Raw genomic sequence first — 21,412 nt, forward strand, 5'->3', positions numbered from 1 at the left:
GGAGGACGCAAAAATGAAAGTTCAGGTCTGTATCATCGGCGGTGGGCCGTCCGGGCTGCTGCTGTCCCAGCTCCTTCATTTGAAGGGCATCGACACGATCGTGCTGGAGAAATACAGCCGCGATCATGTGCTCGCCCGGATCCGCGCCGGCGTGCTCGAGCACGGCTTTGCAAAGCTGATGCGCGAGGCGCAATGCGGCGAGCGGATGGACCGCGAAGGCGAGATCCACAACGGGTTCGAGATCGCCCATGACGGCAAGCTGTCCCATATCGACCTGCACAAGCATTCCGGTGGCAATTCGGTGCTGGTCTACGGCCAGACCGAGCTCACGCGCGACCTCTACGAGGCGCGCGACCGCTTCGGCGGCAACGTCGTGCACAATGCCGAGGATGTGACGCCGCACGAGCTGACCTCGGACCGGCCCTACGTGACCTACCGCTCGAATGGAGAGATCGTCCGCGTCGATTGCGACTACATCGTCGGTGCCGACGGTTTTCACGGCGTCAGCCGCAAATCGATCCCGAAGGACGTGCTGCGCGAATACGAGAAGGTCTATCCCTTCGGCTGGCTCGGGGTGCTGTCGCGCACGAAGCCGGTGTCGCCCGAGCTGATCTATGTGAAGCACGCGCGCGGCTTTGCGCTCTGCTCCCTGCGTTCGCAGGTGCTCAGCCGCTACTACATCCAGGTGCCGCTGACCGACAAGGTGGAGGACTGGAGCGACGATGCGTTCTGGGCCGAGCTGAAGCGCCGTCTGCCGGACGACGTCGCAGGCCGCCTGATCACGGGACCGTCGATCGAGAAGAGCATCGCTCCACTACGCAGCTTCGTCGCCGAACCGATGAGCTATGGCCGCCTGTTCCTCGCCGGAGATGCCGCGCACATCGTGCCGCCGACCGGCGCGCGCGGACTGAACAGTGCGGCCTCCGACATCTACTACCTCTACCACGCCATGCTCGCGCACTATCAGCGCGGTGACGATTCCGGCCTCAAAGGCTATTCCGCCAAGGCACTGGCGCGGATCTGGAAGGCGCAGCGCTTCTCCTGGTGGATGACGATGATGCTGCATCGTTTCCCCGACCGGATCGAATATGAGGACCGGCTGCAACAGACGGAGCTGGACTATTTGCTCTCGTCGGAGACGGCCCAGCGGTTGCTTGCGGAGAACTATGTGGGCCTGCCGTTTTAGGCAGCCGCACCTTCACCCTCCCCTGGAGGGGGAAGGTCGATCGCGCGAAGCGCGAGCGGGGTGATCTCTCCACGCGGGCAGCGTTCGAGGTGGAGAGAGCGTCACCCCACCCCGTCTCACACTTCGCTGCGCTCAATGTGAGCCGACCCTCCCCCTCCAGGAGAGGGTAAGAAGAGGCCGCTACTTTCCTTCCAGCGTATTGACCGGTGTCCAGTCCGGCGGCGGCGGATTCTCCGTTAGCACTTTCGCTCGTTTCGCGAACAGGGCCGACGCAGGATCGATCTTCGCTACGCCGTCGAACGCATCGGCCGCCTTCGCAAACTCCCTTGCCCGCCAGCATGTCAGCCCTTCGGCATATGCCGCGGCCACCTTCGCCTGTTCCGCGCTCTCCGCGCCCCTCTCGGCCAGCGGCTCGAACACCCTGATCGCCTCGCCGCGACCCATCACCCTGATCGCATCCAGCTCGCGCCAGGCGAATATGTCGCCGGTCTGCGCGACCGTCGCTTCCGAGGCCATGATCGCAGTGCCGTAATATTTGTTGGCACCTTCGAGTCGCGAGGCGACGTTCACGGTGTCGCTCATCACGGTGTAGTTGAAACGGCGGCGGGAGCCGATATTGCCGACCACGGCTTCGCCGCTGTTGAGCCCGATGCGGTGCGACAGGCCGTGGCCGGCGAAGGCGGGATTGCCGGCATTGAGCTCCGCCAGCTTCTCATGACATTTCAGCGCCGCGCGGACGGCGTTGCGGGCGTGGGCAGGATCGTCGGCGGGCGCGCCGAACATTGCGACGATGGAATCGCCGATATATTTGTCGACGTAGCCGCCATGGCCCTCGATGATGTCGGTCATAGCGGAGAGATATTCGTTCATCAGCGTGACCAGCTCGCCCGGCGTCATCGTCTCCGCGATCGAGGAGAAGCCGCTGAGGTCGGAGAAGAACATGGTGACGTTGCGCATCTCGCCGCCGAGCGCCGGCATCTTGCCGGAGGCGACCATGGTCTCGATCACCTCGGGCGCGAGATAGAGCGCAAAACTCTTGCGCAGGAAGCGCTCGTCGCGATCGGCCAGCACGAAGCGATAGCCGATCATCATCGCCAATGCGGCGAGGCTTGCAAGTACGGGTTCGGTGAGGGGAAGCGCGATGGCATGCGCGAATGTGCTGACGGCGACAACAGCGTAGGCGATGGTGAGCGAAAGCCAGGTGATCGCTGCGCCGGTCGGAGCAAGCAGACAGGCGGCAAGAGCAACGATGGCGGCGAACAGAATTGTGAGGATCGGTCGCCACGGAGAGCCGAGCTCGGTGACGGCATCATGCTCGAGCAGATTCCGCACGACTGTGGCGTGGACGAAGACGCCGGCGACCGCGCTGCGGGCTTGTTGCGGGCTGCTCGCAGGCGCGGGGAGGGCGCATCGCGGCCCGGGTGTTCCATCATGTCCGGCACCCAGGCGCATCGAGGTGAGCTTGCGGTCGTCGAAGGTGAGGATGCTGCCGAGCAGCACGATCTTGCCGTCGAAGGCGCGGCGGAAGAAGTCGGTGTCTCCCTTCTCGACACAGGCGCGCAAATCCGCGAAGGAATAGGTAGGGACGTCGCGGCCCATGCCGCGGAAATTGAGCGTGAGCGTGTTGGGGACCGCGCTCGGAATCGCGTAGCCGGATAGGTTTGTCACCCCGGCCGGCCCGGTCTCAGGCTTGGCGCCGAGTGCGCGCGCGGCGAGTTCGACGGCCATTGCAGGTACCGGTTGGCCCTCGATGGAAAAGCTCAACGGCATCCGCCGGATCACGTCGTCACTGTCGGTGTGGACGTTGAGGGCGCGGATATTGGATTTCACTGCGACCTGCTGTGCGCGATCGGGCCTGTCGGGATGGTCGTTGCTCAGAATTTCGCCGAGCACGAGCTTGCCGCTGTCGGAGAGCCGCCTGAGCGCAATCAGATAGTCCCGGTCAAATCCCCTTACACGGCTGCCGAACGACGCATCGCCAAAGGGAATTTCCGATTGCTCGATCGAGCTCGGAAAGATGACGTCGAATCCGATCACCTTGGCGCCGCCCTCGGTGATGCTGCCGAGCACGCGGCCGATCTCGCGCGTCCAGGTTTGGGTCGGCGATCCCTTGAAGGGCGGGGTGTCGTAGGTCTCCCCGTCGATCGCCACCACCACGACTGGCGACGTCGCGGGATCACGGCGGTCGCCAATGATCTTGCCGCGCAGCGCCGTGAGGATGTCGAGGGAGAGACCTTGCAGCGTTTGAAGCGGTGGTGACGTGAAGACCGCGCCCGCAAGGAGCGCGATCAGGATCGCCGCAACGATGTCCCGCCTGCCGATCCGCCGCATCGCGCCTTCGCTAGGCCGCCTATTCGAGCCGCAGCAGGCGGCCGACGATCGGCGTCGGCGACGACGTGGCGCTGGCATCGATCTGGAAGGCGTAGCGCTTGGCGCCGAGGATGGCGAGATAGCTGCCGCCGGGGGTCAGCGACTTCCCGGCCTTGGCGAAGTCATAGAACTTGCCGCCAACCATGACCTCATTCTTCAGCGGTACGCTGATCGTGGGTTCCTTGCCATCGGTGCGCTCGATCACCAGCGTGCTGCCGCTCTTGGCCTGCACCAGCGGGGCGGTGCCGTAGAGCGTCGGCAGCTTGGCCGGGGCGCCCTTGCCATCCGATCGCATCGTGCGGAAGGTGGTCGCGGCACTCTGGTTGGCCTCGCGCTCGGACAGTTTTGCCGCATTGGTATCGCAGGGGACCTTTTCCCGCTTGACCTCGCCGAGCTGCACCGTGCTCTGCTCGGCGCCGACCAGCACGACGCCTTCGCTGATGGTTTCGCGCTGGCACGACTTGAGATAGCTGAGCGTGATGCTCGCCTTGGGCCCGAGCTTGATGATCTTACCGGGCGCCACGTAGTCCATGAACGCGATGCCGTCGACTTTGCCCTGGACGTCCTCGACGATCGCGGCCGGGGTCTCCGCCAGCGCGGGGGTCGCAACACAGAACGCGCCGACAACGGCGCCGATCAGACTTCTCATGGGTATTCTCATCCAATTCGACCGATGCTGCCGGTCCTGCCCTGATCCGATGCTTAGCAGCGGTGCGCCCAGGCAAGTGTGACCGGAATCACTCTTTATTCTTGGTGCCACTCTAGCAGGAACAGGTTCAACCCGGCGACCGGAGAAAGCAGAGCCGCGGCAAGCTGTTGCCGGGATGGATAACGTCAGCCGGCCGGGACGGCCTGGGTCGAACGATCTTCAGTGGGACGGCTCTCGGCTGCGCTCTCCATAATGGGCACGAGCGCGGCCTCGGTCTTCTGGAATGGCGTCGCGTGCTGCCCGGCGGCGATCTTCACGACCTCGTCCCAGCGCGACAGAAAGGCCTCGACGCAGGCGGGATCGAACTGCCGTCCCGCGTTCTCGATCAGGTAGTTGCGCGCCATCTCGAGCGGCATCGGCTCCTTATATGGCCGCCGCGTCGTCAGCGCGTCGAACACGTCGGCGACCGCGACCACGCGTGCGGGAACCGGGATCTCGTCCGCCCTGAGGCCGTTCGGATAGCCCGCGCCGTCCCAGCGCTCGTGATGGCCTGCGGCAATTTGTGCGCCGAGCTGGATCAGCTCGCAGCTGGAGTCCGCCAGGATCCGTTCGCCGATCCTGGCGTGGGTGCGGATCACCGCCATCTCCTCGTCGGTCAGCTTGCCGGGCTTGAGCAGGATCTTGTCGGGAATGGCGACCTTGCCGACGTCATGCAGGGGCGCGGCGAGATAGATGTCGCGGCAGAGCCGGGCCGGCAGGCCGAGCTGCTCGGCGATGATGCGGCTGTAGCGGGCGACCCGCAGCGTGTGCTCGCCGGTGTCGTTGTCGCGGTACTCGACCGCGAGCGCGAGCCGGAGGATGATCTCCTCCTCGCGTTCGCCGAGCTTTCGTGTAGCGGCCGCGACTTCGCTGGCGAGATGCGCGGCGCGATCATTGAGCTTGCGTACGGCTGCACCAAGCTGAATCAAATTCCGCAGGCGCACCGTCATCTCGACGCTCTGCGGAGCCTTGGGCAGGAAATCGGTTGCACCCGCCTGCAGCGCTTCCATCTTCACGTCGTCGGTCTGCCACGACGTGATCATCGCGATCGGAATGTCGGCGCAGCCGGGGAGAGTGCGGAGCGTGCGGATGAAGCTGATGCCGTCCATGTGCGGCATCTCGTAATCGACCAGCACGAGGTCGAACAGGCGCTCCCGCGCGCACACCAGCGCGTCCACGGGATCGAGGAAGGTGGTGGCCTCGACCAGACCTTCGGCCTCGATGTGCCGTTTCAGGAAGTTGAGGACGGAGCGACTGTCGTCAACCAGAAGCGCTTGGGTCAGCATCGGCGGCCGGGCTTGTTCGGATGGCGAGGCATGACCTCAACAACTAGCCTTTGCGATTTAACGCGAAGCAAACGTTTCGCCGGCGGCAAGCTGCCTCATGACTGCGCGCGGCGCATGAGATTTGAGCGGGCCATGCACGTCTGCATGCATGCGCGAAGTTTTTCGAATTGTGACCCGTAGTTGTACGGAGTCCTTCGTTAGGGGTTTGCTCATTCGATTCACGTCAAACGTGTATCGGAATTTTGCAAAGGCGGGGTAGCGATGGCGCTCAATCCGACGGAGCCGAAGTGGTCGCTGCGGTTGCCCGCCGATTGCAGCATCGCGGCCATTCGTAACGTCTATGACCTCATTCGCGAGGCGTTCGGCCGCCAGGAGCGGCTCGAGATCGATTGTTCCAGCGTCGACAAGGCTGACGTGACCTCGATCCAGCTTCTGCTGTCCACCGCCAAGACAGGCGAGGCCCAGGGCCGCCCGGTGGTGCTCACCTCATTCTCCCAGTCTCTGCGCAACACCCTGCGCCGCGCCGGCTTCGCCAGCGAGGCGATGATCGATCAGCATTTCCCGCAAAAGAAAGATGGCACCTGATGGCCACGATTCTCACGGTCGACGATTCACCCAGCATTCGGCAGATGATCAAGGTCGTGCTCGAGCCGGCCGGTCACAGCGTCATCGAAGCCGGTGACGGCGCGCAAGGGCTCGCCAAGGCCCAGGCCGGCAAGCTCGACCTCGTCATCACCGACCTCAACATGCCCGTCATGAACGGGCTCGAGCTGATCCGGGCGCTGCGCAAGCTGCCGAGCGCGGTCGGCATGCCCATCGTGTTCCTGACCACCGAATCCAACGATGCGGTGAAGCAGGAAGCCAAGAGCGCCGGCGCTACCGGCTGGATCACCAAGCCGTTCAAGCCGGAGCAACTGCTCGCCGTCGTCGGCAAGCTGGTGCGCGCATGAGCGCGATGGACCCGACCGAGGTCTTCCGCCAGGAAGCCAGCGAGCTGTTCGAGGTCCTGGAAGGGGCCCTGCTCGATCTCGGTCAGCGTCCCGACGACCGCGAGCTGGTCGATTCCGCCTTCCGCGCCTTGCATACGATCAAAGGTTCGGGCGCCATGTTCGGCTTCGACAAGGTCGCCTCCTTCACCCACGAATTCGAGACCGCCTTCGATCGCGTCCGCAAGGGCGAGATCAAGCCGACGCAGGAGCTGATCTCGGTCGCGCTCGCCGCCAAGGATTACATCCGCGCGCTGATCGAGGATCCCCAGTCGACCGACGATATCATCGGCGAAGCCATCCTCGACGACCTCAGGCGCTTCGTGTCGGCGGATCAGCCCGCAGCTCCGGTTGCCGCGATCGCGGAAGCGCCACCGCTGGCGCCGGCCGAGAGCAAGCAGGCCGGCTGGCACCTTTATCTGGAATTCGAATCGCACATCCTGCGCAACGGCTCGAACCCGCTCGATCTGCTGGAAGATCTCTGCAAGCTCGGCCCCTGCTTCGTCGTGCCTGTTACCGACGGCATCCCGTTCCTCGACGAGATGGAGCCGGAAGACTGCTATCTGAAATGGGACGTCAAGCTGCACGCGGCCTGCGACAAGGACGCGATCGACGACGTCTTCATGTTCGTCCAGGACGAGATGAAGCTGACGCTTTCGCCGCTCGAGCAGGTCGAAGCGCTCGCGCCGTTACCGCTATTCCAGCTGCTCGACGAGGAGCCGGTGCCTGCGGCCGAGATGGCTGCGCCGGTGATCGAAGTTGCTGCCGCGCCGGTCGCCGAGCAGCCTGTCGCGAAGGCAGAGCCGAAATCCGAATCGAAGCCTGAGCCGAAAGCCGAGGCCAAGCGCGAAGAGCGCGGCATCGCCACCGTTCGCGTCCAGGCCGAGCGCCTCGACGAGCTGATGGACCGGGTCGGCGAGCTCGTCATTGCCCAGGCGCGGCTGAGCCAGCTCGCCGCCTCCGGCTCCGATCTCTCGATCAAGATGATCGCCGAGGAGATCGAGCGCCTCGCTTCTTCTTTGCGCGACACCACGATGGGCGCCCGCATGGTGCCGATCGGCTCGCTGTTCGGCCGGTTCCGCCGCCTGGTGCACGACCTGTCGCGCGATCTGTCGAAGCCGGTCGAGTTCGTCACCTCGGGCGAGGATACCGAGCTCGACAAGACCATGATCGAGTGCCTCGCCGATCCCCTGGTGCATTTGATCCGCAACGCCATCGACCACGGCATCGAGGACACCGCAACGCGCGCTGCCAACGGCAAGACCGAGCAGGGCCGGATCGAGCTCGCCGCCGTTCATTCCGGCGCGCAGGTGCTCGTCACCGTGAAGGACAATGGCGGCGGCCTCAACACTGCGCGCATCCGTGCCAAGGCGGAAGAGCAGGGCCTGATCGCCGCCGGCGCCGTGCTGAGCGATCACGAGATCCACCAGTTCCTGTTCCACCCGGGCTTCTCGACCGCGCAGACGATCTCGGCGCTGTCGGGCCGGGGCGTCGGCATGGACGTGGTCAAGCGCACCATCGAGAACATGCGCGGCTCGATCGACCTGTCGACCAAGCCGGGCCAGGGCACGACCGTGACGCTACGCCTGCCGTTGACGCTCGCGATCATCGAAGGCCTCCTGATCCGCGTCGGCGAGGGCCGCTACATCATTCCGCTGTCGGCGGTGGAGGAATGCGTCGAGCTGACGGCCGAGGACGAGCGCTCGCGCGGCCGCAACTTCCTCAATGTTCGCGGCAACCTCGTGCCGTTCCTGCGCCTGCGTGAGCTTCTGACGGCCTCCGGTTCGCCCGACAAGCACCAGAAGACGATCATCATCTCGACCGGCGAGACCCGCGTCGGTCTCGTCGCCGACCAGATCATCGGCAACCACCAGACCGTGATCAAGTCGCTCTCCAAGCTGCATTCCGACGTCACGATCTTCTCCGGCGCGACGATCCTCGGTGACGGCACGGCGGCGCTGATCCTCGACGTCGCCCAGCTCGTCACGCTGGCGCAGTCGAAGGTCGAGAGGCAGCATATCAGCGAGGCGGCGTGATGAACGATAGCTTGGCCGGAGAGCATCGGACGGGTGCGATGCAGGTCGTGATGATCGGGCTCGGCGAGGAGAAGTTCGCGCTCGACGCCGGCCTCGTGCGCGAGATCATCGATCCCGTCCCCGTGACCAAGGTCGCCGGCGCCCGGGCCTTCGTTCCCAGCGTGATCAACGTGCGTGGCAACGTCATTCCGCTGGCGGATTTGCGCATCCGCTTCGGCATGCCGCAGCTCGACGACTCCGCCGACACGCGCATTGTCGTCATCGAGCTCGAGCTCGACGGCGAGCCTGTTCTGGTCGGCGTCACCGCCGACAAGGTCTACGAGGTCACCGAGATTTCGCAGACCGACGTGCAGCAGACGCCGCGCGTCGGCATGCACTGGAAGCCGGAGTTCATTCGCTTCATCGCCAAATGGCGTGAAGAGTTCGTCATCGTTCCGAACATGGAACGCATTCTGAATTGAAATGAGGTCCCGTGGGCGGGACTTGGACTGGGGTCAGGGGCTGGAAATGAGATTTACGGTCAAAGCAAAGCTTGCCAGTGCGTTCGGCCTGGTCATTGTTCTGTCCATGGTCGCCGGCGGCGTCGCCTACATGAAGCTCGGCGACATGATGGCGACCGCTGACAGCATGGTACTGCGCTCAACTCGGATGGAGAAGGCGACGCAGATCGAGAAGAACATTCTGCTTCAGCTCCGGGCGGAGAAGAACTCAATTCTCGGAACGGAAGCTCAAGCCGAACAGTTCGCCGCTGATGCCGCCAAGCTTCGCGAGGAAGCAACGAAGACCAAGGATGAGGTCTACGCGTTGGCAAGCGAGGCCGGCAGGAAGCTGCTCGACGGCTTCGCGGTGGCATACGCCAAGATGAATGCGTACCAGGAAGAGACGTTCAGGCTGGCAAAAACCGACAAGGCGAAGGCTGTTGAACGCTCGATGGGCGACGGCCGTAAGGTCGTTGCGGATGCGATGGAATCCATGGGCGCCTACGTCACCAACACCAAGAAACAGCTCGCAGAGCAGGCCGTCCAATCCAAGCAAGAGGGACACCAGGCGCAGTTCCTGCTGATGACGCTTCTCGGTGTGTCGCTGATGGTCGCGATCGGTGCCGCGTTATGGATTTCGATCTCGATCAGCCGTTCGCTCGGCCGCGCCGTCGGGCTTGCCGGCGCAGTGGCCACCGGCGATCTCAGCCAGACCATCCCCTCAGCGAGCAATGACGAGATCGGCGATCTCATCAAATCGCTGAACATGATGGTCGAAAAGCTCCAGCAGATCGTTCAGGAGGCCTTGACCGCGGCGCAGAACGTCTCCGCCGGCAGCCAGGAACTCTCCGCCAGCGCCGAGCAGCTCTCGCAGGGCGCGACCGAGCAGGCTTCGTCCGCCGAGGAAGCCTCCTCCTCGATGGAGGAGATGGCGTCGAACGTGAAGCAGAACGCCGACAACGCCAACCAGACCGAAAAGATCGCGGCGCAGTCGGCCAAGGATGCCGAGGCCAGCGGCCTCGCCGTCGGCCGCGCCGTCGAGGCGATGCAGACCATCGCGGAGAAGATCACCATCGTGCAGGAGATCGCGCGCCAGACCGATCTGCTCGCGCTCAACGCGGCGGTCGAGGCCGCGCGCGCCGGCGAGCACGGCAAGGGGTTTGCGGTGGTCGCTTCCGAAGTGCGCAAGCTCGCCGAGCGCAGCCAGGCCGCGGCTGCCGACATCGGCACGCTGTCGACGGAGAGCGTGAAGGTCGCGCAGGAAGCAGGCCACATGCTGTCCAAGCTGGTGCCCGACATCAAGAAGACCGCCGCACTGGTCCAGGAGATCACCGCGGCCTGCCGCGAGCAGGATGTCGGCTCGGCGCAGATCAATCAGGCGATCCAGCAGCTCGACAAGGTCGGCCAGCAGAACGCCAGCGCGTCCGAGCAGGTGTCGTCGACCTCGGAGGAGCTCGCTTCGCAGGCCGAGCAGCTCCAATCGACCATCTCGTTCTTCCGCATCGAGCATGTCGGGCGTAGCGAGAGCGCCGCACCCGCGCCGATCGATCGCGCCGTCACCCAGTTGCGCGCCAAGGCGGCGCACATGGCGGCAGCGGATCGCGGTGCGAAGAAGCCTGGGCTCGTCCGCAAACCGGCACGCGCGATGAAGGTCGCGGGCGGCGGCGGTTTCGCCTTCGACATGCATGACGGCGAAGACGACCGCGACGCCGAATTCCAACGCTGATCAACCGGTCCGGCTCGCGCCGGACCGTGCCCGTTTTTAGAACCTTCGGACCCCTGGACTGCATCATGGCCGCAACTTCGCAATATCTGACGCTCGGGCTCGCCGGCGAGACGTTCGGCATCAGCATCCGCAACGTCCGCGAAATCCTGGACATGCGGCCGATCTCGCGGCTTCCGCATGCGCCGAACTTCCTGCTCGGCATGATCGACGTGCGCGGCAGCGGCTATCCCATCGTCGACCTCCGGACCAAGCTCGGCCTGCCCAGCGTCGCGGCCACTGAAGCCACCCGCATCATCATCCTCGACGTGCCGATGAAGGACCGCCTGGTCGGCGTCGGCTTCGTCGCCGACTGCGTGTTCGAGGTGACCGATATCGACGAGCAGGCGATCGAGCCGATCCCCGAGGTCGGCGGGACGTGGCAGTCCGACTACGCCGCCGGCATCGGCCGCAAGGGCGAAAAATTCGTCGTCATCTTCGATCTCGCCAAGCTGATGGCGAATGACAGGATCCCGGATGGGCGCGATGCCGGCGCCGATGCGCCTCGCGCCGCCTGAGTTTGCAAGAGTGAAGCGTGGTCAAGCGTAAGCACCTCAATTCGAACCAACGAGCCTAACAATGAGATTCACCGTCAAAGCCAAGCTTGCCAGCGCCTTCGGCGTCGTCATCCTGCTCTCCATGATCGCCGGTGCGGTCGGATACGTGAAGCTGGCCGACATGGTCGGCACCACCGAGGTTCTGGTCGCCCGCGCGGGCCGCATGGAGAAGGCTGCCGAGCTGAAGGAAGGCATTCTCTTCCTGGTGCGCGCCGAGAAGAACTCGATCCTCGCTGCGTCCGACGCAGAGCACGAGCAGTTCCGGCTCGACCTGATCAAGAACCGCGAAGCGGTCGCCAAGTCGAAGGACGAGATCTACGCCGCGGCCAGCGAAGGCGGCAAGAAGCTGATGGAGGCCTTCAACGTCGCGTTCGCCAAGCTGAACGCCTATCAGGACGAGACGGTCCAGCTTGCGAAGACCGACAAGCCGAAGGCGCTTGACCGGTCTATGCACGATGGCCGCAAGGTCGTCGCAGACGCGCTGGAAGCGGCCGACGGCTATATCAAGAACGTCAAGAAGAACATGGCCGAGCAGGCCGAACAGGCCAAGCAGGACGGCTCGCGTGCGGAGCTGCTGCTCATGAGCCTGGTCATCGCCTCGCTGCTGATCGCCGCCGTCGCAGCGACCTGGATTGCGATGAACATCAGCCGGGCGCTGGCGCAAGCCGTTGGACTTGCCGACGCGGTCGCGATCGGCGATCTCAGCCACAAGATCGAGTCCTCCAGCAACGACGAGATCGGCGACCTCATCAAGTCGCTGAACGCGATGACGGTGAACCTGAATGCGACGGCCGCGCTTGCCAACGAGATCGCGCAGGGCAACCTCATGGTCGAAGCCAAGCCGCTGTCGGACAAGGACACGCTGGGCCTTGCGCTCGAGCGCATGGTGGAGAAGCTCCGGCAGATCGTGTCGGAAGCCCTCACCGCGGCGCAGAACGTCTCCGCCGGCAGCCAGGAGCTCTCCGCCAGCGCCGAGCAGCTCTCGCAGGGTGCGACCGAGCAGGCCTCGTCCGCGGAGGAGGCCTCGTCCTCGATGGAGGAGATGGCCTCGAACGTGAAGCAGAACGCCGACAACGCCAACCAGACCGAGAAGATCGCCGCACAGTCCGCCAAGGACGCCGAGGCCAGCGGCGCAGCCGTCGGCCGCGCCGTGAATGCGATGCAGACCATCGCCGAGAAGATCACCATCGTGCAGGAGATCGCGCGTCAGACCGATCTGCTCGCGCTCAACGCGGCGGTCGAGGCCGCGCGCGCCGGCGAGCACGGCAAGGGCTTTGCGGTGGTTGCGTCCGAAGTCCGCAAGCTTGCCGAGCGCAGCCAGGCGGCCGCGGCCGAGATCGGCACGCTCTCGGCCGACACGGTCAAGGTGGCGCAGGAAGCCGGCGCCATGCTCGCCAAGCTCGTTCCTGACATCAAGAAGACCGCGGAGCTGGTCGAGGAAATCACGGCGGCCTGCCGCGAGCAGGACGTCGGCTCGGCGCAGATCAATCAGGCGATCCAGCAGCTCGACAAGGTCGGCCAGCAGAATGCCAGCGCCTCCGAGCAGGTGTCCTCGACTTCGGAGGAGCTTGCCTCCCAGGCCGAGCAGCTGCAGTCGACCATCGCCTATTTCCGGATCGAGCAGGGCGGAAAGGGCCATGCCGCGCCGATCGACCGGGCGGTGACCCAGTTGCGCGCCAAGGCGGCGACCATGGCGGCGGCCGAGCGTCCGGCCAAGAAGCCGATGGCGAGGCCCGCGCGCGCCGTGAAGGCTGCCGGTGGCGGCGGCTTCGCTTTCGACATGAACGACGGCGAGGACGACCGCGACGCCGAATTCCAGCGCTGAGTTTCTTCGTGGGATCGGCCCCCAATGGGGGCCGATCTGTCGTCAGTCATTGCGTAGACGTGTAGGATTCGAGATGGCCCGTTCGGCCCGACATTCAGTGCAGGCGGCCGTCACGGACCGGGGCATGCGGCCATGATGCCCGCCGTGCAGGATACGGCCGTGCATCTTTCGGACCGCCACTTCCGGACCATCGCTGAATTGATCGAGGGCCAGGTCGGCATCAAGCTGCCGCAGGGCAAGCGGCTGATGCTGGAGGGACGGCTGCACAAGCGCGTGCGCGCGCTGAACTTCTCCGACCTCAACGAATATGTCGACAACCTGTTCGAGGCCGACCACTTCGACACCGAGCTCACCCATCTGATCGATGTGGTGACGACCAACAAGACCGACTTCTTCCGCGAGCCCCAGCACTTCACCTTCATGCGGGACGTCGCCGTTCCCGCTTTGCTCAAATCGCATGGCCGCAGGAACGCGAACCTGAAGATCTGGAGCTCGGCGAGCTCCACCGGCATGGAAGCCTACACGACCGCGATAGTGCTGGACGACATGACGCGGAACGGCTCGCGCTTCCAGTATCGCATCCTCGGGACCGACATATCGACCGCGGTGCTGCGCCTCGCCAAGACCGCGATCTACACCCGCGACGTGCTCGCGCCGGTGCCCGAGAACTTCGTAAAACGATATTTCCTCTCGTCGCGGGACAAGTCGCGCGGCGAGGTGCGGGTGGTGCCGGAGCTGCGGCGCATGACGCATTTCATGCGGATGAACCTCATGGATGCGTCCTATCCCGTCGATCGCGATGTCGACATCATCTTCTGCCGCAACGTGCTGATCTATTTCGAGCGCGAGACGCAGCGCAAGGTGATCGAGCAATTGTGCAACCATTTGCGGCCGGGCGGCTATCTGCTGGTCGGACATTCGGAATCGATGATTCACAGTGCAGTGCCGGGCTTGAAGCAAGTTCAGCCAACCATTTTCCAGGTCTAGCCGGAGCGCAACCACAATGCCGAGGGAGAAAGTTCGCGTTCTGATCGTGGACGATTCGGCGTCGGTGCGCCAAATCCTTCAGACGATCCTTTGTGAAGATCCCGATATCGAGGTGATGGCGACCGCCTCCGATCCCTTCGTCGCGGCCCGCCGCCTCGAGAAGGAGCTGCCCCACGTCATCATTCTCGATCTCGAAATGCCGCGCATGGACGGCATGACGTTCCTGCGCAAGATCATGGCGCAACGTCCGATCCCGGTGATCATCTGCTCCTCGCTCACCGAGGAAGGCTCCAACGTGATGTTCGAGGCGTTCGAGGCGGGCGCGGTCGACATCGTGCCGAAGCCGAAGATCGACACGCGCCAGGCGCTGCTCGAATGCTCGACGCGGCTGCGAGAGGCAGTGAAGTCGGCGGCTCGCGCGCGGGTCCGTCCGCGCTCGGAGCGCCGCGTGGTCGAGAAGAAGCTGACGGCCGACGCCATCATCCCGCCGCCGGTGCAGGGCAAGGTCCGGCCGACGACGGAACGCATCGTGTGCATCGGCGCGTCGACGGGCGGGACCGAAGCGCTCAACGACGTCCTCGAGATGCTGCCGCCGCATTGCCCTCCCATCGTGATCGTCCAGCACATGCCGGCGGGCTTTACCGCGGCCTTTGCCAGGCGTCTCGACAGCGTCTGCCAGATCCGGGTCAAGGAAGCCGAGGACGGCGAGCCGGTGCTGCCGGGCTGTGCCTATATCGCGCCGGGTGCCCGCCACATGCTGCTCCAGCGCATCGGCCTGCGCTATCAGATCGCGATCAAGGACGGCCCGCCGGTGTCGCGGCATCGCCCCTCCGTCGACGTGCTGTTCCGCTCCGCGGCCCAGCATGCCGGCGCCAATGCGCTCGGCGTCATCATGACCGGCATGGGCGACGACGGCGCGCGCGGGATGCTGGAGATGCGCAAGCTGGGCGCCTCGACACGGGCGCAGGACGAAGAGAGCTGCGTGGTGTTCGGCATGCCCAAGGAAGCCATCGCGCATGGCGGCGTCGAGAAGGTCGTGTCGCTGCACAATATCCCGCGCGAGATCATGGCCTGGTACCAGGCCGGACATGCCGTGATGGCAGGTTGACCGCGATGTCCGTCATTCCGCCCACTACGCTCACGGAGTCGATCGCCGCGATCGAGGACGTCTCGTCGCGCATCGAGGACGTCTTCGCGCGGGTCGGTCACGAGCTCGGCCGCGGCCACATCATCTTCAAGGAGCTGAACCAGGGTCTCGCGACAATGTCCGGGGAACTCTCCGGCGCCGAGATCGAGGGTGCGGCGACGGCATTGCAGGAGATCGCCGCCCGGCTCAGCGAGCTGGCGCAGGCGCTCCCGGCCGAGAGCGCCCTGCTTGCGACGATCGGCGCGAGTACGGCAGAGGCGTCCTCGCTGCTGAAGCCGTTGTTCAAGCACATCCAGATGATCACCATCATCGCGCGGAGTGCGCGGATCGAGGCGGCTTCGCTCGACGGTGACCGCGAGGGCTTTCTCGCCTTCACGCAGGAAGCCTATGACCTCGGAAAGGCCGTGCAGCGCTCGCTCGAGGAGTGCGGAAAAGACCAGCAGCGTCTGTCGGAAGCCGTCGCCACCGCCTCCACCCGGCAGAAGGAGTTCGAGAGCCGGTACCGGAATCAACTCGTATCGGAGAGCGCCGAGCTCGGCGCGGCCTATGGCGGGCTACGGGACCAGCGCAGCAAGAGCAGCCAACTCGCCGACCTCGCGGGCACCAGCACCAAAAAGATCGCCGAGGCGGTCGGCAGCGCGATCATCTCGCTGCAGGCCGGCGACAGTACGCGCCAACGCCTCGAGCACGTCTGTCACGGCCTCGGCCTTGCGTCCGGGTCATCCCCGAGCCTCGTTCCCGAACCGGTCGCCAGCGACGACGGCGCGCGCGCGATCTGTCAATTGCAGGCGGCCCTGCTCAGGGACGCCCAGCGCGAGTTCGGTGGCGATATCGGACAGATCGTCCGGGCGCTGACGGCCATCCTGCACGATGCCGGCAGCGTCGTCGGCCATGGCCGCACGCTGTACGGCGGTGAGGATGGCGGCTCGTCGTCGTTCCTGGCGCGCATCAAGCAGACGCTGGCGCATGCCTCGACATTGATCTCCACTTGCGAGGGCGCGGGCCGCTCCGTGGACGAGGCGCTCGCGATCGTCGAGGACACGCTGGCGAAGTTTCGCCAGGCGATATCGGGCCTTGCCGAGGCCACCGTCGACATCACCCTGATCGGGATGAATGCCGGCCTGAAGGCCAGCCATCTCGGCAGCCGCGGCAGCGCCTTCGTCGTGATCGCCAACGAGCTCAAGGCGACTGCGGACCAGGTCTCGGCGGGGGCAGGGCGGTTGCGACCCGTGCTCGACGGTATCGAACGTTCGGCCAGGGAGCTGAAGGAGCTGCGCGTGCAGGGCGATCCCACGCAGCTTGCCAAGCTCGAGCCGCAGATCCTCCAGGCGCTGCGCGAGGTCGAGGCGGGCAACGAACGGCTCGACAAGCTGATGAGCCGGCTCGTCGACGAGGGCGCCGAATTCGAAGGCCTGATGAATTCGGCACAAGGCCTGATGATCACGCTGGGCGAAGGCTCTGCGGCCCTGCCTGCTGTTGCGGCGCGCCTCGAGACCGCGAGCGCGGGCGTTCAGCGGCCGCAGCCGCAAGCGCAGGACGAGGCCATGCTCGACGATCTCTTCACGCGCTACACGATGGAGCGCGAGCGGGACGTCCACCGCGAATTCCTGCATACGCTCGGACTTGCATCGATCGCCGCCACGCGGCGCGTCGAGGCGGTCGAGGCCGCCGATGACGGCATAGAATTGTTTTGACGTCCGCGCCCGCGTCACCGCGCGCCTCTACCGCAATTCGATGGATCGGGTTTTCGGGACGTTAACCTTGCCGACAGCGCTGGCGGGTTGGCCATTGTCGCGCCCCAGAGTTGGTCGCAAATAGTCCGTCAACTTCGCGTCGAGAAATTTCGTATGTTGAAAGACGGCAAATACGCTGCCTGGTTCAGGACCGCGCGTGGCCAGGGCACTGGCGTGGTGGATCTCGCCGGGGGCCGGATTTCGGGCAGCGACAGCTTCTTCACCTATGGCGGCTCGTATCGTGTCGACGAGAAGCACTTCTCCGCAGTCTTGACCGTGAATCGCCACTCCGATGGTCCGCCGAACGTGTTCGGGCCGGACCAGGTCGAGGTCGATCTCTCGGGTGTGTGCAACGGCCTGCTGGCGACCTGCACGGGAACGGCCAGGGAAGCACCCGATGTGAAGTTCGAGGCGACGCTGATCTACAGCCAGGAGGATGCGCCGGCCTCCGACGGGCGCTGTGCGGTGGTCAGGCTCAACGCCGAAAAATTGCCGAAGGGCCTCGACAGCCGGACCCGGCCGCGCCATCCGTTCACACCGACCAAGGCTCCTCCGCTGTCCTGAGGCGCCGGCGTCTTAGCTTTGCATTGACGCTGTTGTCGCGAAAACATCGCGGGACTGCACTGCAGCAACCCTGCTTTTAGAGGTGACCTCTAGGTTGAGGCCCATAACAAAAGGCGGACAGGGACATGCCTCAAATCTGGATGACATATGACGAGCTCGCGACACTCAACGGCTGCAGCGCTGCCGAAGCACGGCTGCAGGCGCTGCATCTGTCGCTCGATCGCCGCAAGAGCCGTGATGGGAACACGCGCGTCAAGCTGAGCCCGGCATTGATGGGCCGGTTCTTCGAGACCATTCGCGAAGCCGACGTCGCGCTCGACGATGCGATCGCAGCGCTGCGCGAGGCCCATCGGCAGATGTCCGGCGTTCTCGCGACCGAGCAGGAGAGCCTCAGGCGCGGCGTGGCGTAACTCCGCTGCGCCACCTGCACTACCAGGATGGCGGCCGGGGCAGGAAAGCCAGGATGGTTTGAGCCAGAAGGACGCCGACGGTGCCGCCGGCGGCCTTCTGCAGCACATCTATGAGCCGCGGATCGCGATCCGGCGTTACCGCTTGCAGCACCTCGAGCCCGATCGCGACGGCCACCACGAACATGCAAGCCAGCTTGAACCGCCCGGGCAACAGGAAGGAGAGAAGGAAGCCCAACAGACCATAGGCGCTGAAGCGCTCGATGACGACGACCCAATAGGCCTCCGCGTGTCCCATGAGCACCGGCCTGCCCGCGAGCTTGGCGAGCGTGGCGTAGATGATGAGCGCGAGGCAGATTCCCGCGGCTGCGATGAGATGGTTGCGGCGCATGGCGCCAGCATAACGGCTCCGCCGGCGGGCCGCTTTCGAAAGCCAAGAACATCGTTAAAGTTCACGAACCTTCAAGGCATGAACCGGGGTTCACGGGCAAATCGCCGATCGGCGATGACGATCCATTGCGACGACGGTCTGGATCACATCACGCGTGCTGCCGCGATTTCACGCAGGCTGTTCTGAGTTGGCCGGAGCGGGCGTCAATCCGCCGGTTCTTCGGCCTGGTGACCCACAGCCGCACTGCCACGAACAAGATGTTGATGCCGAACCAGATCGACATCACAACAAGGAAGGAGTTCGCCACGACGGCCTCCGCTTCCCGCATTTCTCATGGAAACAATGTAGAGCGCGGTCGAGAGTTCCGCCTTTGCGGAGCGGGCAGGCGATCGTCCCCACCTTGACTGGAGTCATCGATGAGCAGGCTCAGGCGCAAAGCTATGCGCCTGAGCGTGACAAAGTCGTTCGCGGGACGTGACGTTCAGCGCCGATTGTAGGACCAGCCCTTGTCGACATTGGTCGGGTAGTGGGCCGCGAAGTACGGATTCTTGAGGCAGTTCCGCGCCGGATCATAGATCCAGTCCGCGCATTCCCGGTAGTTCAGGAACCTGCAATCGAAGCCAAAGGCGCACCACGGCGCACCGTTCGGAAATCCGAACCGCACGGGGACTTGCGCCGACGCCATGGAAGGCAGAGCCAGGAGCAGGGCGACGGCGAGTGCGCGGGACAACATGGTGCATTCCTCCAACAAACGATCGAGCGGATATCGCAGCCGGTCGCGCGATCATTCTCCGCCGAAAAAAGGACGACGCTCAATTGTCGTCGCTGGGCAGCTTAACATCCCGGCGCGGAGAGATCGAGTGTGCTGAAGGTATTTGGGCTTGCGTCGTTTGGCGGCCTTCCGTCGCTTGATGCGGGGAGGCGCGCACGTCCATGAGCTGTCGCGCGCGACCGGCGCGGCGGGCGTCAGTTCTTCTTGGTGCTCTTGGATTTCAGCGACAAGCCGAGACGCAAGGCCATGCGCTTGATCGCGTCGGGCGAGCGACCGAGAAGTTTCGCCGCCTCTTCCAGCGATGTCGATGACTTGGCCAATTCCATCAGCCGGCGGTCTTCCTTGAACGACCAGGGCCTGCGCGCCATAACCGAATTCATCCTCTCGTCGACACAACGACAAAGCCGCCAAGCGGACCCACGTTCGCTCGACGGCTTTGCTTGGGTGGGGCCGGGCTTGGGGGAGCCCGGTGCGAAGATGGATATGCGATCCTTCGGCATTCGCAACAAACACCGCGGATTAAGCTAACCGCTCAACCTTACCAGGACGAAATCGGCGCGCGGCGCTCCGTAGTACCACGGGGTTTTCGCCCGCCGAGGTTGATCCGCGGGGCTCCGATGGCGGCAACGGAGCTCGAACCTCGGCGAGGATGCCGGGCGGGGATCGCGTTCGATATCGCCGCGATTCATGGCGTGAGGTCACGGCGGCGATCCGCGACGAAGCCGATCGGGCCGCGAGCCCTTGTGCGAAGCCGGGGCCGTCGAAGCCGGCGCGCCAACCGCCGCATCTGTGAATGACGGACGACAAATCCGCGGACATTGCCTCGCCACGATCACTTGGGCGCGATTGCAGAATCGTTGTCGGGCCGGGCGCGCTTGCGGAGCGCGGAGTCGATTTGAATTGAATCATCGCGCCGGGCTGATTGCAACCGTGCCGAACCAGAATCGATCCAATCGCGACGGCATGCGTCCCGCACTCAATCTCGACGAGCAGCATTGCGCTTCGCTCAGACAAGACGTCACGAGATCGTCGAATTCGTTCGGCTATGGTCGCGCCAACGACCGCGAACAAATCAAACAAATCAGAAGACCGAGATGCTTCAGAAAGCGCGAGCGGCACTTCCTCTCACGAAGATCAGAGAGTGGGCATTCGAAGGCGCATTTTTCAGCGTTGCGCTGATTGCGATGGCGGGATGGGTGTATTTCATCACGCTGTTGCTGGTGAGGTTGTTCCTCTGGTTCTTCAGCTGAGCGCGCGACGGATCGCTTCGCAAGCACGGTGCTGCCCAAAAAATCTCGGGCGTGACAAGAAAATCAGCGGCGCTCATCATGATCTCGACACAACTCGAAGACGAGACTGACACGTCACGTCGGCGAGGGGCGCCGCGTGCATTTCGATGGTTTGCAACCGGCGCGCCGGCTTGTATCGCGGCAGGGGAGTGGATGATGACGGGAACGTGGGTAGACGCCTTCACCAGTTCGACGAACACCGCGCCGCGGCGGTATTTCGTCGATGCGGGAGGCCGGCGCGTCCTGATTGGCCTGACGCCCGAGGAGACGTTCGAGTTCGAGCGGCTCGACAGCGGACAGGCGCCGGGCCGGGTGCAGCTGGCGTCCGATGGCGGTGATATGTGGCCGGATGCCGGTGAGCGGCGCCGGCTCGAGCTCTATGAGAAGCACGAGGGCGCCTGGAAGGCTTGGATGGCGCAAAGCCGCACCGAACGGCGCGAAGGATTCAACCTTTATTAACCATCCCGGACCCATTTTCTGGTCTGGCGCCTCGAACCGGAAAATGCACGCATGTTTCAGCTCTTCTTGCGGGCCCGCACCCATAACTTCCTGAAGGACCGTTTCGGAGGAGAGCAGACCTTCCGGGCGCGCTCGCCCGAGCGAGACGCCGAAACCGACCGCACGCGGATCGAAGCCATCATGACCGCGATCGAGGATGCGCTCCACGCGGCGGAGCGGGAACAGTCGGGCTTGAACCGCCGGGTCGAGGACGTGCTGGCGCGTGCGGCGGTGACCATCGGCAACGGCGACGACGAATATCTCGAGCGCGAGGCGCTCGACAACCATCACCAGGATTTGTTCGACAAGGAAATCCTGAACGGCCAGCGCCGGCTCAAGGAGCTCGGCGCTTCGATCGCGCATTTCAAGTTCCTGAAGGCGGCGGTGCTGAGCCGCTTTCCGGAATACAAGCCTCCCGCAAGCTCCACCAATTAGAGTGCCGGGCGCAG

At 64.5% G+C, this 21,412-nt stretch carries 23 protein-coding genes; 16 read left to right on the top strand and 7 right to left on the bottom strand.

What is annotated here, in order from left to right:
* Window positions 1-13: 13 nt before the first annotated feature.
* Window positions 14-1,186, top strand: a complete 1,173-nt coding sequence (pobA, locus tag XH79_RS19795; protein WP_271582719.1) for a 4-hydroxybenzoate 3-monooxygenase — start codon at window positions 14-16, stop codon at window positions 1,184-1,186.
* A gap of 180 nt (window positions 1,187-1,366) precedes the next feature.
* Here the strand turns inward: pobA and XH79_RS19800 are convergent, their stop codons facing one another.
* The 3 genes from XH79_RS19800 to XH79_RS19810 all read right to left on the bottom strand — a co-directional run bounded on the left by XH79_RS19800 (window position 1,367) and on the right by XH79_RS19810 (window position 5,530).
* Window positions 1,367-3,517 (bottom strand): adenylate/guanylate cyclase domain-containing protein, encoded by a 2,151-nt coding sequence (locus XH79_RS19800; protein ID WP_271582720.1) that lies wholly within the window; start codon window positions 3,515-3,517, stop codon window positions 1,367-1,369.
* A gap of 19 nt (window positions 3,518-3,536) precedes the next feature.
* Entirely contained in the window at window positions 3,537-4,205 is a 669-nt protein-coding gene (locus XH79_RS19805) for a hypothetical protein (protein WP_271582721.1), read from the bottom strand.
* 185 nt (window positions 4,206-4,390) lie between these two features.
* Window positions 4,391-5,530 (bottom strand): HD domain-containing phosphohydrolase, encoded by a 1,140-nt coding sequence (locus tag XH79_RS19810; protein ID WP_271582722.1) that lies wholly within the window; start codon window positions 5,528-5,530, stop codon window positions 4,391-4,393.
* Between the two features lie 261 nt (window positions 5,531-5,791).
* Here XH79_RS19810 and XH79_RS19815 point away from each other — a divergent pair, with 261 nt between their 5' ends.
* The 12 genes from XH79_RS19815 to XH79_RS19870 all read left to right on the top strand — a co-directional run bounded on the left by XH79_RS19815 (window position 5,792) and on the right by XH79_RS19870 (window position 18,016).
* The gene (locus tag XH79_RS19815) at window positions 5,792-6,115 is read left to right on the top strand and encodes an STAS domain-containing protein (RefSeq protein WP_197961182.1); all 324 of its coding nucleotides are present in this window, start codon (window positions 5,792-5,794) and stop codon (window positions 6,113-6,115) included.
* On the top strand, window positions 6,115-6,480 hold the full coding sequence (locus tag XH79_RS19820; RefSeq protein WP_018644022.1) for a response regulator: 366 nt from the start codon (window positions 6,115-6,117) through the stop codon (window positions 6,478-6,480). Before XH79_RS19815 ends, XH79_RS19820 begins: the two co-directional genes overlap by 1 nt.
* A complete protein-coding gene (locus XH79_RS19825; RefSeq protein WP_271582723.1) occupies window positions 6,477-8,552 on the top strand; it encodes a chemotaxis protein CheA in 2,076 nt (691 codons plus the stop codon). Before XH79_RS19820 ends, XH79_RS19825 begins: the two co-directional genes overlap by 4 nt.
* A complete protein-coding gene (locus tag XH79_RS19830; RefSeq protein WP_271582724.1) occupies window positions 8,552-9,013 on the top strand; it encodes a chemotaxis protein CheW in 462 nt (153 codons plus the stop codon). Before XH79_RS19825 ends, XH79_RS19830 begins: the two co-directional genes overlap by 1 nt.
* Window positions 9,014-9,059: 46 nt before the next feature.
* Complete coding sequence (locus tag XH79_RS19835) at window positions 9,060-10,757, top strand: methyl-accepting chemotaxis protein (protein ID WP_271582725.1); 1,698 nt, start codon at window positions 9,060-9,062, stop codon at window positions 10,755-10,757.
* Window positions 10,758-10,822: 65 nt separating this feature from the next.
* Window positions 10,823-11,311 (top strand): chemotaxis protein CheW, encoded by a 489-nt coding sequence (locus XH79_RS19840; protein ID WP_211407569.1) that lies wholly within the window; start codon window positions 10,823-10,825, stop codon window positions 11,309-11,311.
* Window positions 11,312-11,372: 61 nt separating this feature from the next.
* Window positions 11,373-13,175 carry a methyl-accepting chemotaxis protein gene (locus tag XH79_RS19845; protein WP_271582726.1) on the top strand — a complete coding sequence of 601 codons (1,803 nt, stop codon included), beginning with the start codon at window positions 11,373-11,375 and terminating at the stop codon, window positions 13,173-13,175.
* Window positions 13,176-13,307: 132 nt separating this feature from the next.
* Window positions 13,308-14,162 carry a CheR family methyltransferase gene (locus XH79_RS19850; protein WP_271582727.1) on the top strand — a complete coding sequence of 285 codons (855 nt, stop codon included), beginning with the start codon at window positions 13,308-13,310 and terminating at the stop codon, window positions 14,160-14,162.
* 16 nt (window positions 14,163-14,178) lie between these two features.
* Window positions 14,179-15,270, top strand: a complete 1,092-nt coding sequence (locus XH79_RS19855; protein WP_212346747.1) for a protein-glutamate methylesterase/protein-glutamine glutaminase — start codon at window positions 14,179-14,181, stop codon at window positions 15,268-15,270.
* A 5-nt stretch (window positions 15,271-15,275) separates the two neighbouring features.
* The gene (locus tag XH79_RS19860; protein ID WP_271582728.1) at window positions 15,276-17,003 is read left to right on the top strand and encodes a chemotaxis protein; all 1,728 of its coding nucleotides are present in this window, start codon (window positions 15,276-15,278) and stop codon (window positions 17,001-17,003) included.
* A gap of 153 nt (window positions 17,004-17,156) precedes the next feature.
* Window positions 17,157-17,606, top strand: coding sequence for a hypothetical protein (locus XH79_RS19865; protein WP_271582729.1), 450 nt, complete (start codon window positions 17,157-17,159; stop codon window positions 17,604-17,606).
* A 125-nt stretch (window positions 17,607-17,731) separates the two neighbouring features.
* Window positions 17,732-18,016: a hypothetical protein gene (locus XH79_RS19870; protein WP_271582730.1), complete on the top strand. Its 285-nt coding sequence runs from the start codon at window positions 17,732-17,734 to the stop codon at window positions 18,014-18,016.
* A gap of 19 nt (window positions 18,017-18,035) precedes the next feature.
* Here the strand turns inward: XH79_RS19870 and XH79_RS19875 are convergent, their stop codons facing one another.
* The 4 genes from XH79_RS19875 to XH79_RS19890 form a co-directional block, all read right to left on the bottom strand.
* Window positions 18,036-18,404 (bottom strand): VanZ family protein, encoded by a 369-nt coding sequence (locus tag XH79_RS19875; protein WP_271582731.1) that lies wholly within the window; start codon window positions 18,402-18,404, stop codon window positions 18,036-18,038.
* A 148-nt stretch (window positions 18,405-18,552) separates the two neighbouring features.
* Window positions 18,553-18,711: a hypothetical protein gene (locus XH79_RS19880; RefSeq protein WP_271582732.1), complete on the bottom strand. Its 159-nt coding sequence runs from the start codon at window positions 18,709-18,711 to the stop codon at window positions 18,553-18,555.
* Window positions 18,712-18,885: 174 nt separating this feature from the next.
* Window positions 18,886-19,137, bottom strand: a complete 252-nt coding sequence (locus tag XH79_RS19885; protein WP_212346729.1) for a hypothetical protein — start codon at window positions 19,135-19,137, stop codon at window positions 18,886-18,888.
* Window positions 19,138-19,370: 233 nt separating this feature from the next.
* The gene (locus tag XH79_RS19890; protein ID WP_183246004.1) at window positions 19,371-19,544 is read right to left on the bottom strand and encodes a hypothetical protein; all 174 of its coding nucleotides are present in this window, start codon (window positions 19,542-19,544) and stop codon (window positions 19,371-19,373) included.
* Between the two features lie 726 nt (window positions 19,545-20,270).
* Here XH79_RS19890 and XH79_RS19895 point away from each other — a divergent pair.
* From XH79_RS19895 to XH79_RS19905, 3 genes are all read left to right on the top strand, one after another.
* Window positions 20,271-20,426 carry a hypothetical protein gene (locus XH79_RS19895; RefSeq protein ID WP_212346726.1) on the top strand — a complete coding sequence of 52 codons (156 nt, stop codon included), beginning with the start codon at window positions 20,271-20,273 and terminating at the stop codon, window positions 20,424-20,426.
* Between the two features lie 78 nt (window positions 20,427-20,504).
* Window positions 20,505-20,924 (top strand): hypothetical protein, encoded by a 420-nt coding sequence (locus XH79_RS19900; protein WP_333938883.1) that lies wholly within the window; start codon window positions 20,505-20,507, stop codon window positions 20,922-20,924.
* A 51-nt stretch (window positions 20,925-20,975) separates the two neighbouring features.
* Complete coding sequence (locus tag XH79_RS19905) at window positions 20,976-21,398, top strand: hypothetical protein (RefSeq protein ID WP_271582733.1); 423 nt, start codon at window positions 20,976-20,978, stop codon at window positions 21,396-21,398.
* Window positions 21,399-21,412 lie beyond the last annotated feature (14 nt).

This window comes from Bradyrhizobium sp. CCBAU 45389, from assembly GCF_028128625.1.
GTDB classification, from domain to species: domain Bacteria; phylum Pseudomonadota; class Alphaproteobacteria; order Rhizobiales; family Xanthobacteraceae; genus Bradyrhizobium; species Bradyrhizobium liaoningense_B.

Coding starts and splice junctions, on each gene's coding strand:
- XH79_RS19835 (WP_271582725.1), top strand. CDS start 9,060: ATGAGATTTACGGTCAAAGCAAAGCTTGCCAGTGCGTTCGGCCTGGTC.
- XH79_RS19850 (WP_271582727.1), top strand. CDS start 13,308: ATGATGCCCGCCGTGCAGGATACGGCCGTGCATCTTTCGGACCGCCAC.
- XH79_RS19845 (WP_271582726.1), top strand. CDS start 11,373: ATGAGATTCACCGTCAAAGCCAAGCTTGCCAGCGCCTTCGGCGTCGTC.
- XH79_RS19870 (WP_271582730.1), top strand. CDS start 17,732: ATGCCTCAAATCTGGATGACATATGACGAGCTCGCGACACTCAACGGC.
- XH79_RS19890 (WP_183246004.1), bottom strand. CDS start 19,544: ATGGCGCGCAGGCCCTGGTCGTTCAAGGAAGACCGCCGGCTGATGGAA.
- XH79_RS19830 (WP_271582724.1), top strand. CDS start 8,552: ATGAACGATAGCTTGGCCGGAGAGCATCGGACGGGTGCGATGCAGGTC.
- XH79_RS19815 (WP_197961182.1), top strand. CDS start 5,792: ATGGCGCTCAATCCGACGGAGCCGAAGTGGTCGCTGCGGTTGCCCGCC.
- XH79_RS19820 (WP_018644022.1), top strand. CDS start 6,115: ATGGCCACGATTCTCACGGTCGACGATTCACCCAGCATTCGGCAGATG.
- XH79_RS19905 (WP_271582733.1), top strand. CDS start 20,976: ATGTTTCAGCTCTTCTTGCGGGCCCGCACCCATAACTTCCTGAAGGAC.
- XH79_RS19805 (WP_271582721.1), bottom strand. CDS start 4,205: ATGAGAAGTCTGATCGGCGCCGTTGTCGGCGCGTTCTGTGTTGCGACC.
- XH79_RS19900 (WP_333938883.1), top strand. CDS start 20,505: ATGATCTCGACACAACTCGAAGACGAGACTGACACGTCACGTCGGCGA.
- XH79_RS19810 (WP_271582722.1), bottom strand. CDS start 5,530: ATGCTGACCCAAGCGCTTCTGGTTGACGACAGTCGCTCCGTCCTCAAC.
- XH79_RS19840 (WP_211407569.1), top strand. CDS start 10,823: ATGGCCGCAACTTCGCAATATCTGACGCTCGGGCTCGCCGGCGAGACG.
- XH79_RS19825 (WP_271582723.1), top strand. CDS start 6,477: ATGAGCGCGATGGACCCGACCGAGGTCTTCCGCCAGGAAGCCAGCGAG.
- XH79_RS19860 (WP_271582728.1), top strand. CDS start 15,276: ATGTCCGTCATTCCGCCCACTACGCTCACGGAGTCGATCGCCGCGATC.
- XH79_RS19800 (WP_271582720.1), bottom strand. CDS start 3,517: ATGCGGCGGATCGGCAGGCGGGACATCGTTGCGGCGATCCTGATCGCG.
- XH79_RS19855 (WP_212346747.1), top strand. CDS start 14,179: ATGCCGAGGGAGAAAGTTCGCGTTCTGATCGTGGACGATTCGGCGTCG.
- XH79_RS19875 (WP_271582731.1), bottom strand. CDS start 18,404: ATGCGCCGCAACCATCTCATCGCAGCCGCGGGAATCTGCCTCGCGCTC.
- pobA (WP_271582719.1), top strand. CDS start 14: ATGAAAGTTCAGGTCTGTATCATCGGCGGTGGGCCGTCCGGGCTGCTG.
- XH79_RS19865 (WP_271582729.1), top strand. CDS start 17,157: ATGTTGAAAGACGGCAAATACGCTGCCTGGTTCAGGACCGCGCGTGGC.
- XH79_RS19895 (WP_212346726.1), top strand. CDS start 20,271: ATGCTTCAGAAAGCGCGAGCGGCACTTCCTCTCACGAAGATCAGAGAG.
- XH79_RS19885 (WP_212346729.1), bottom strand. CDS start 19,137: ATGTTGTCCCGCGCACTCGCCGTCGCCCTGCTCCTGGCTCTGCCTTCC.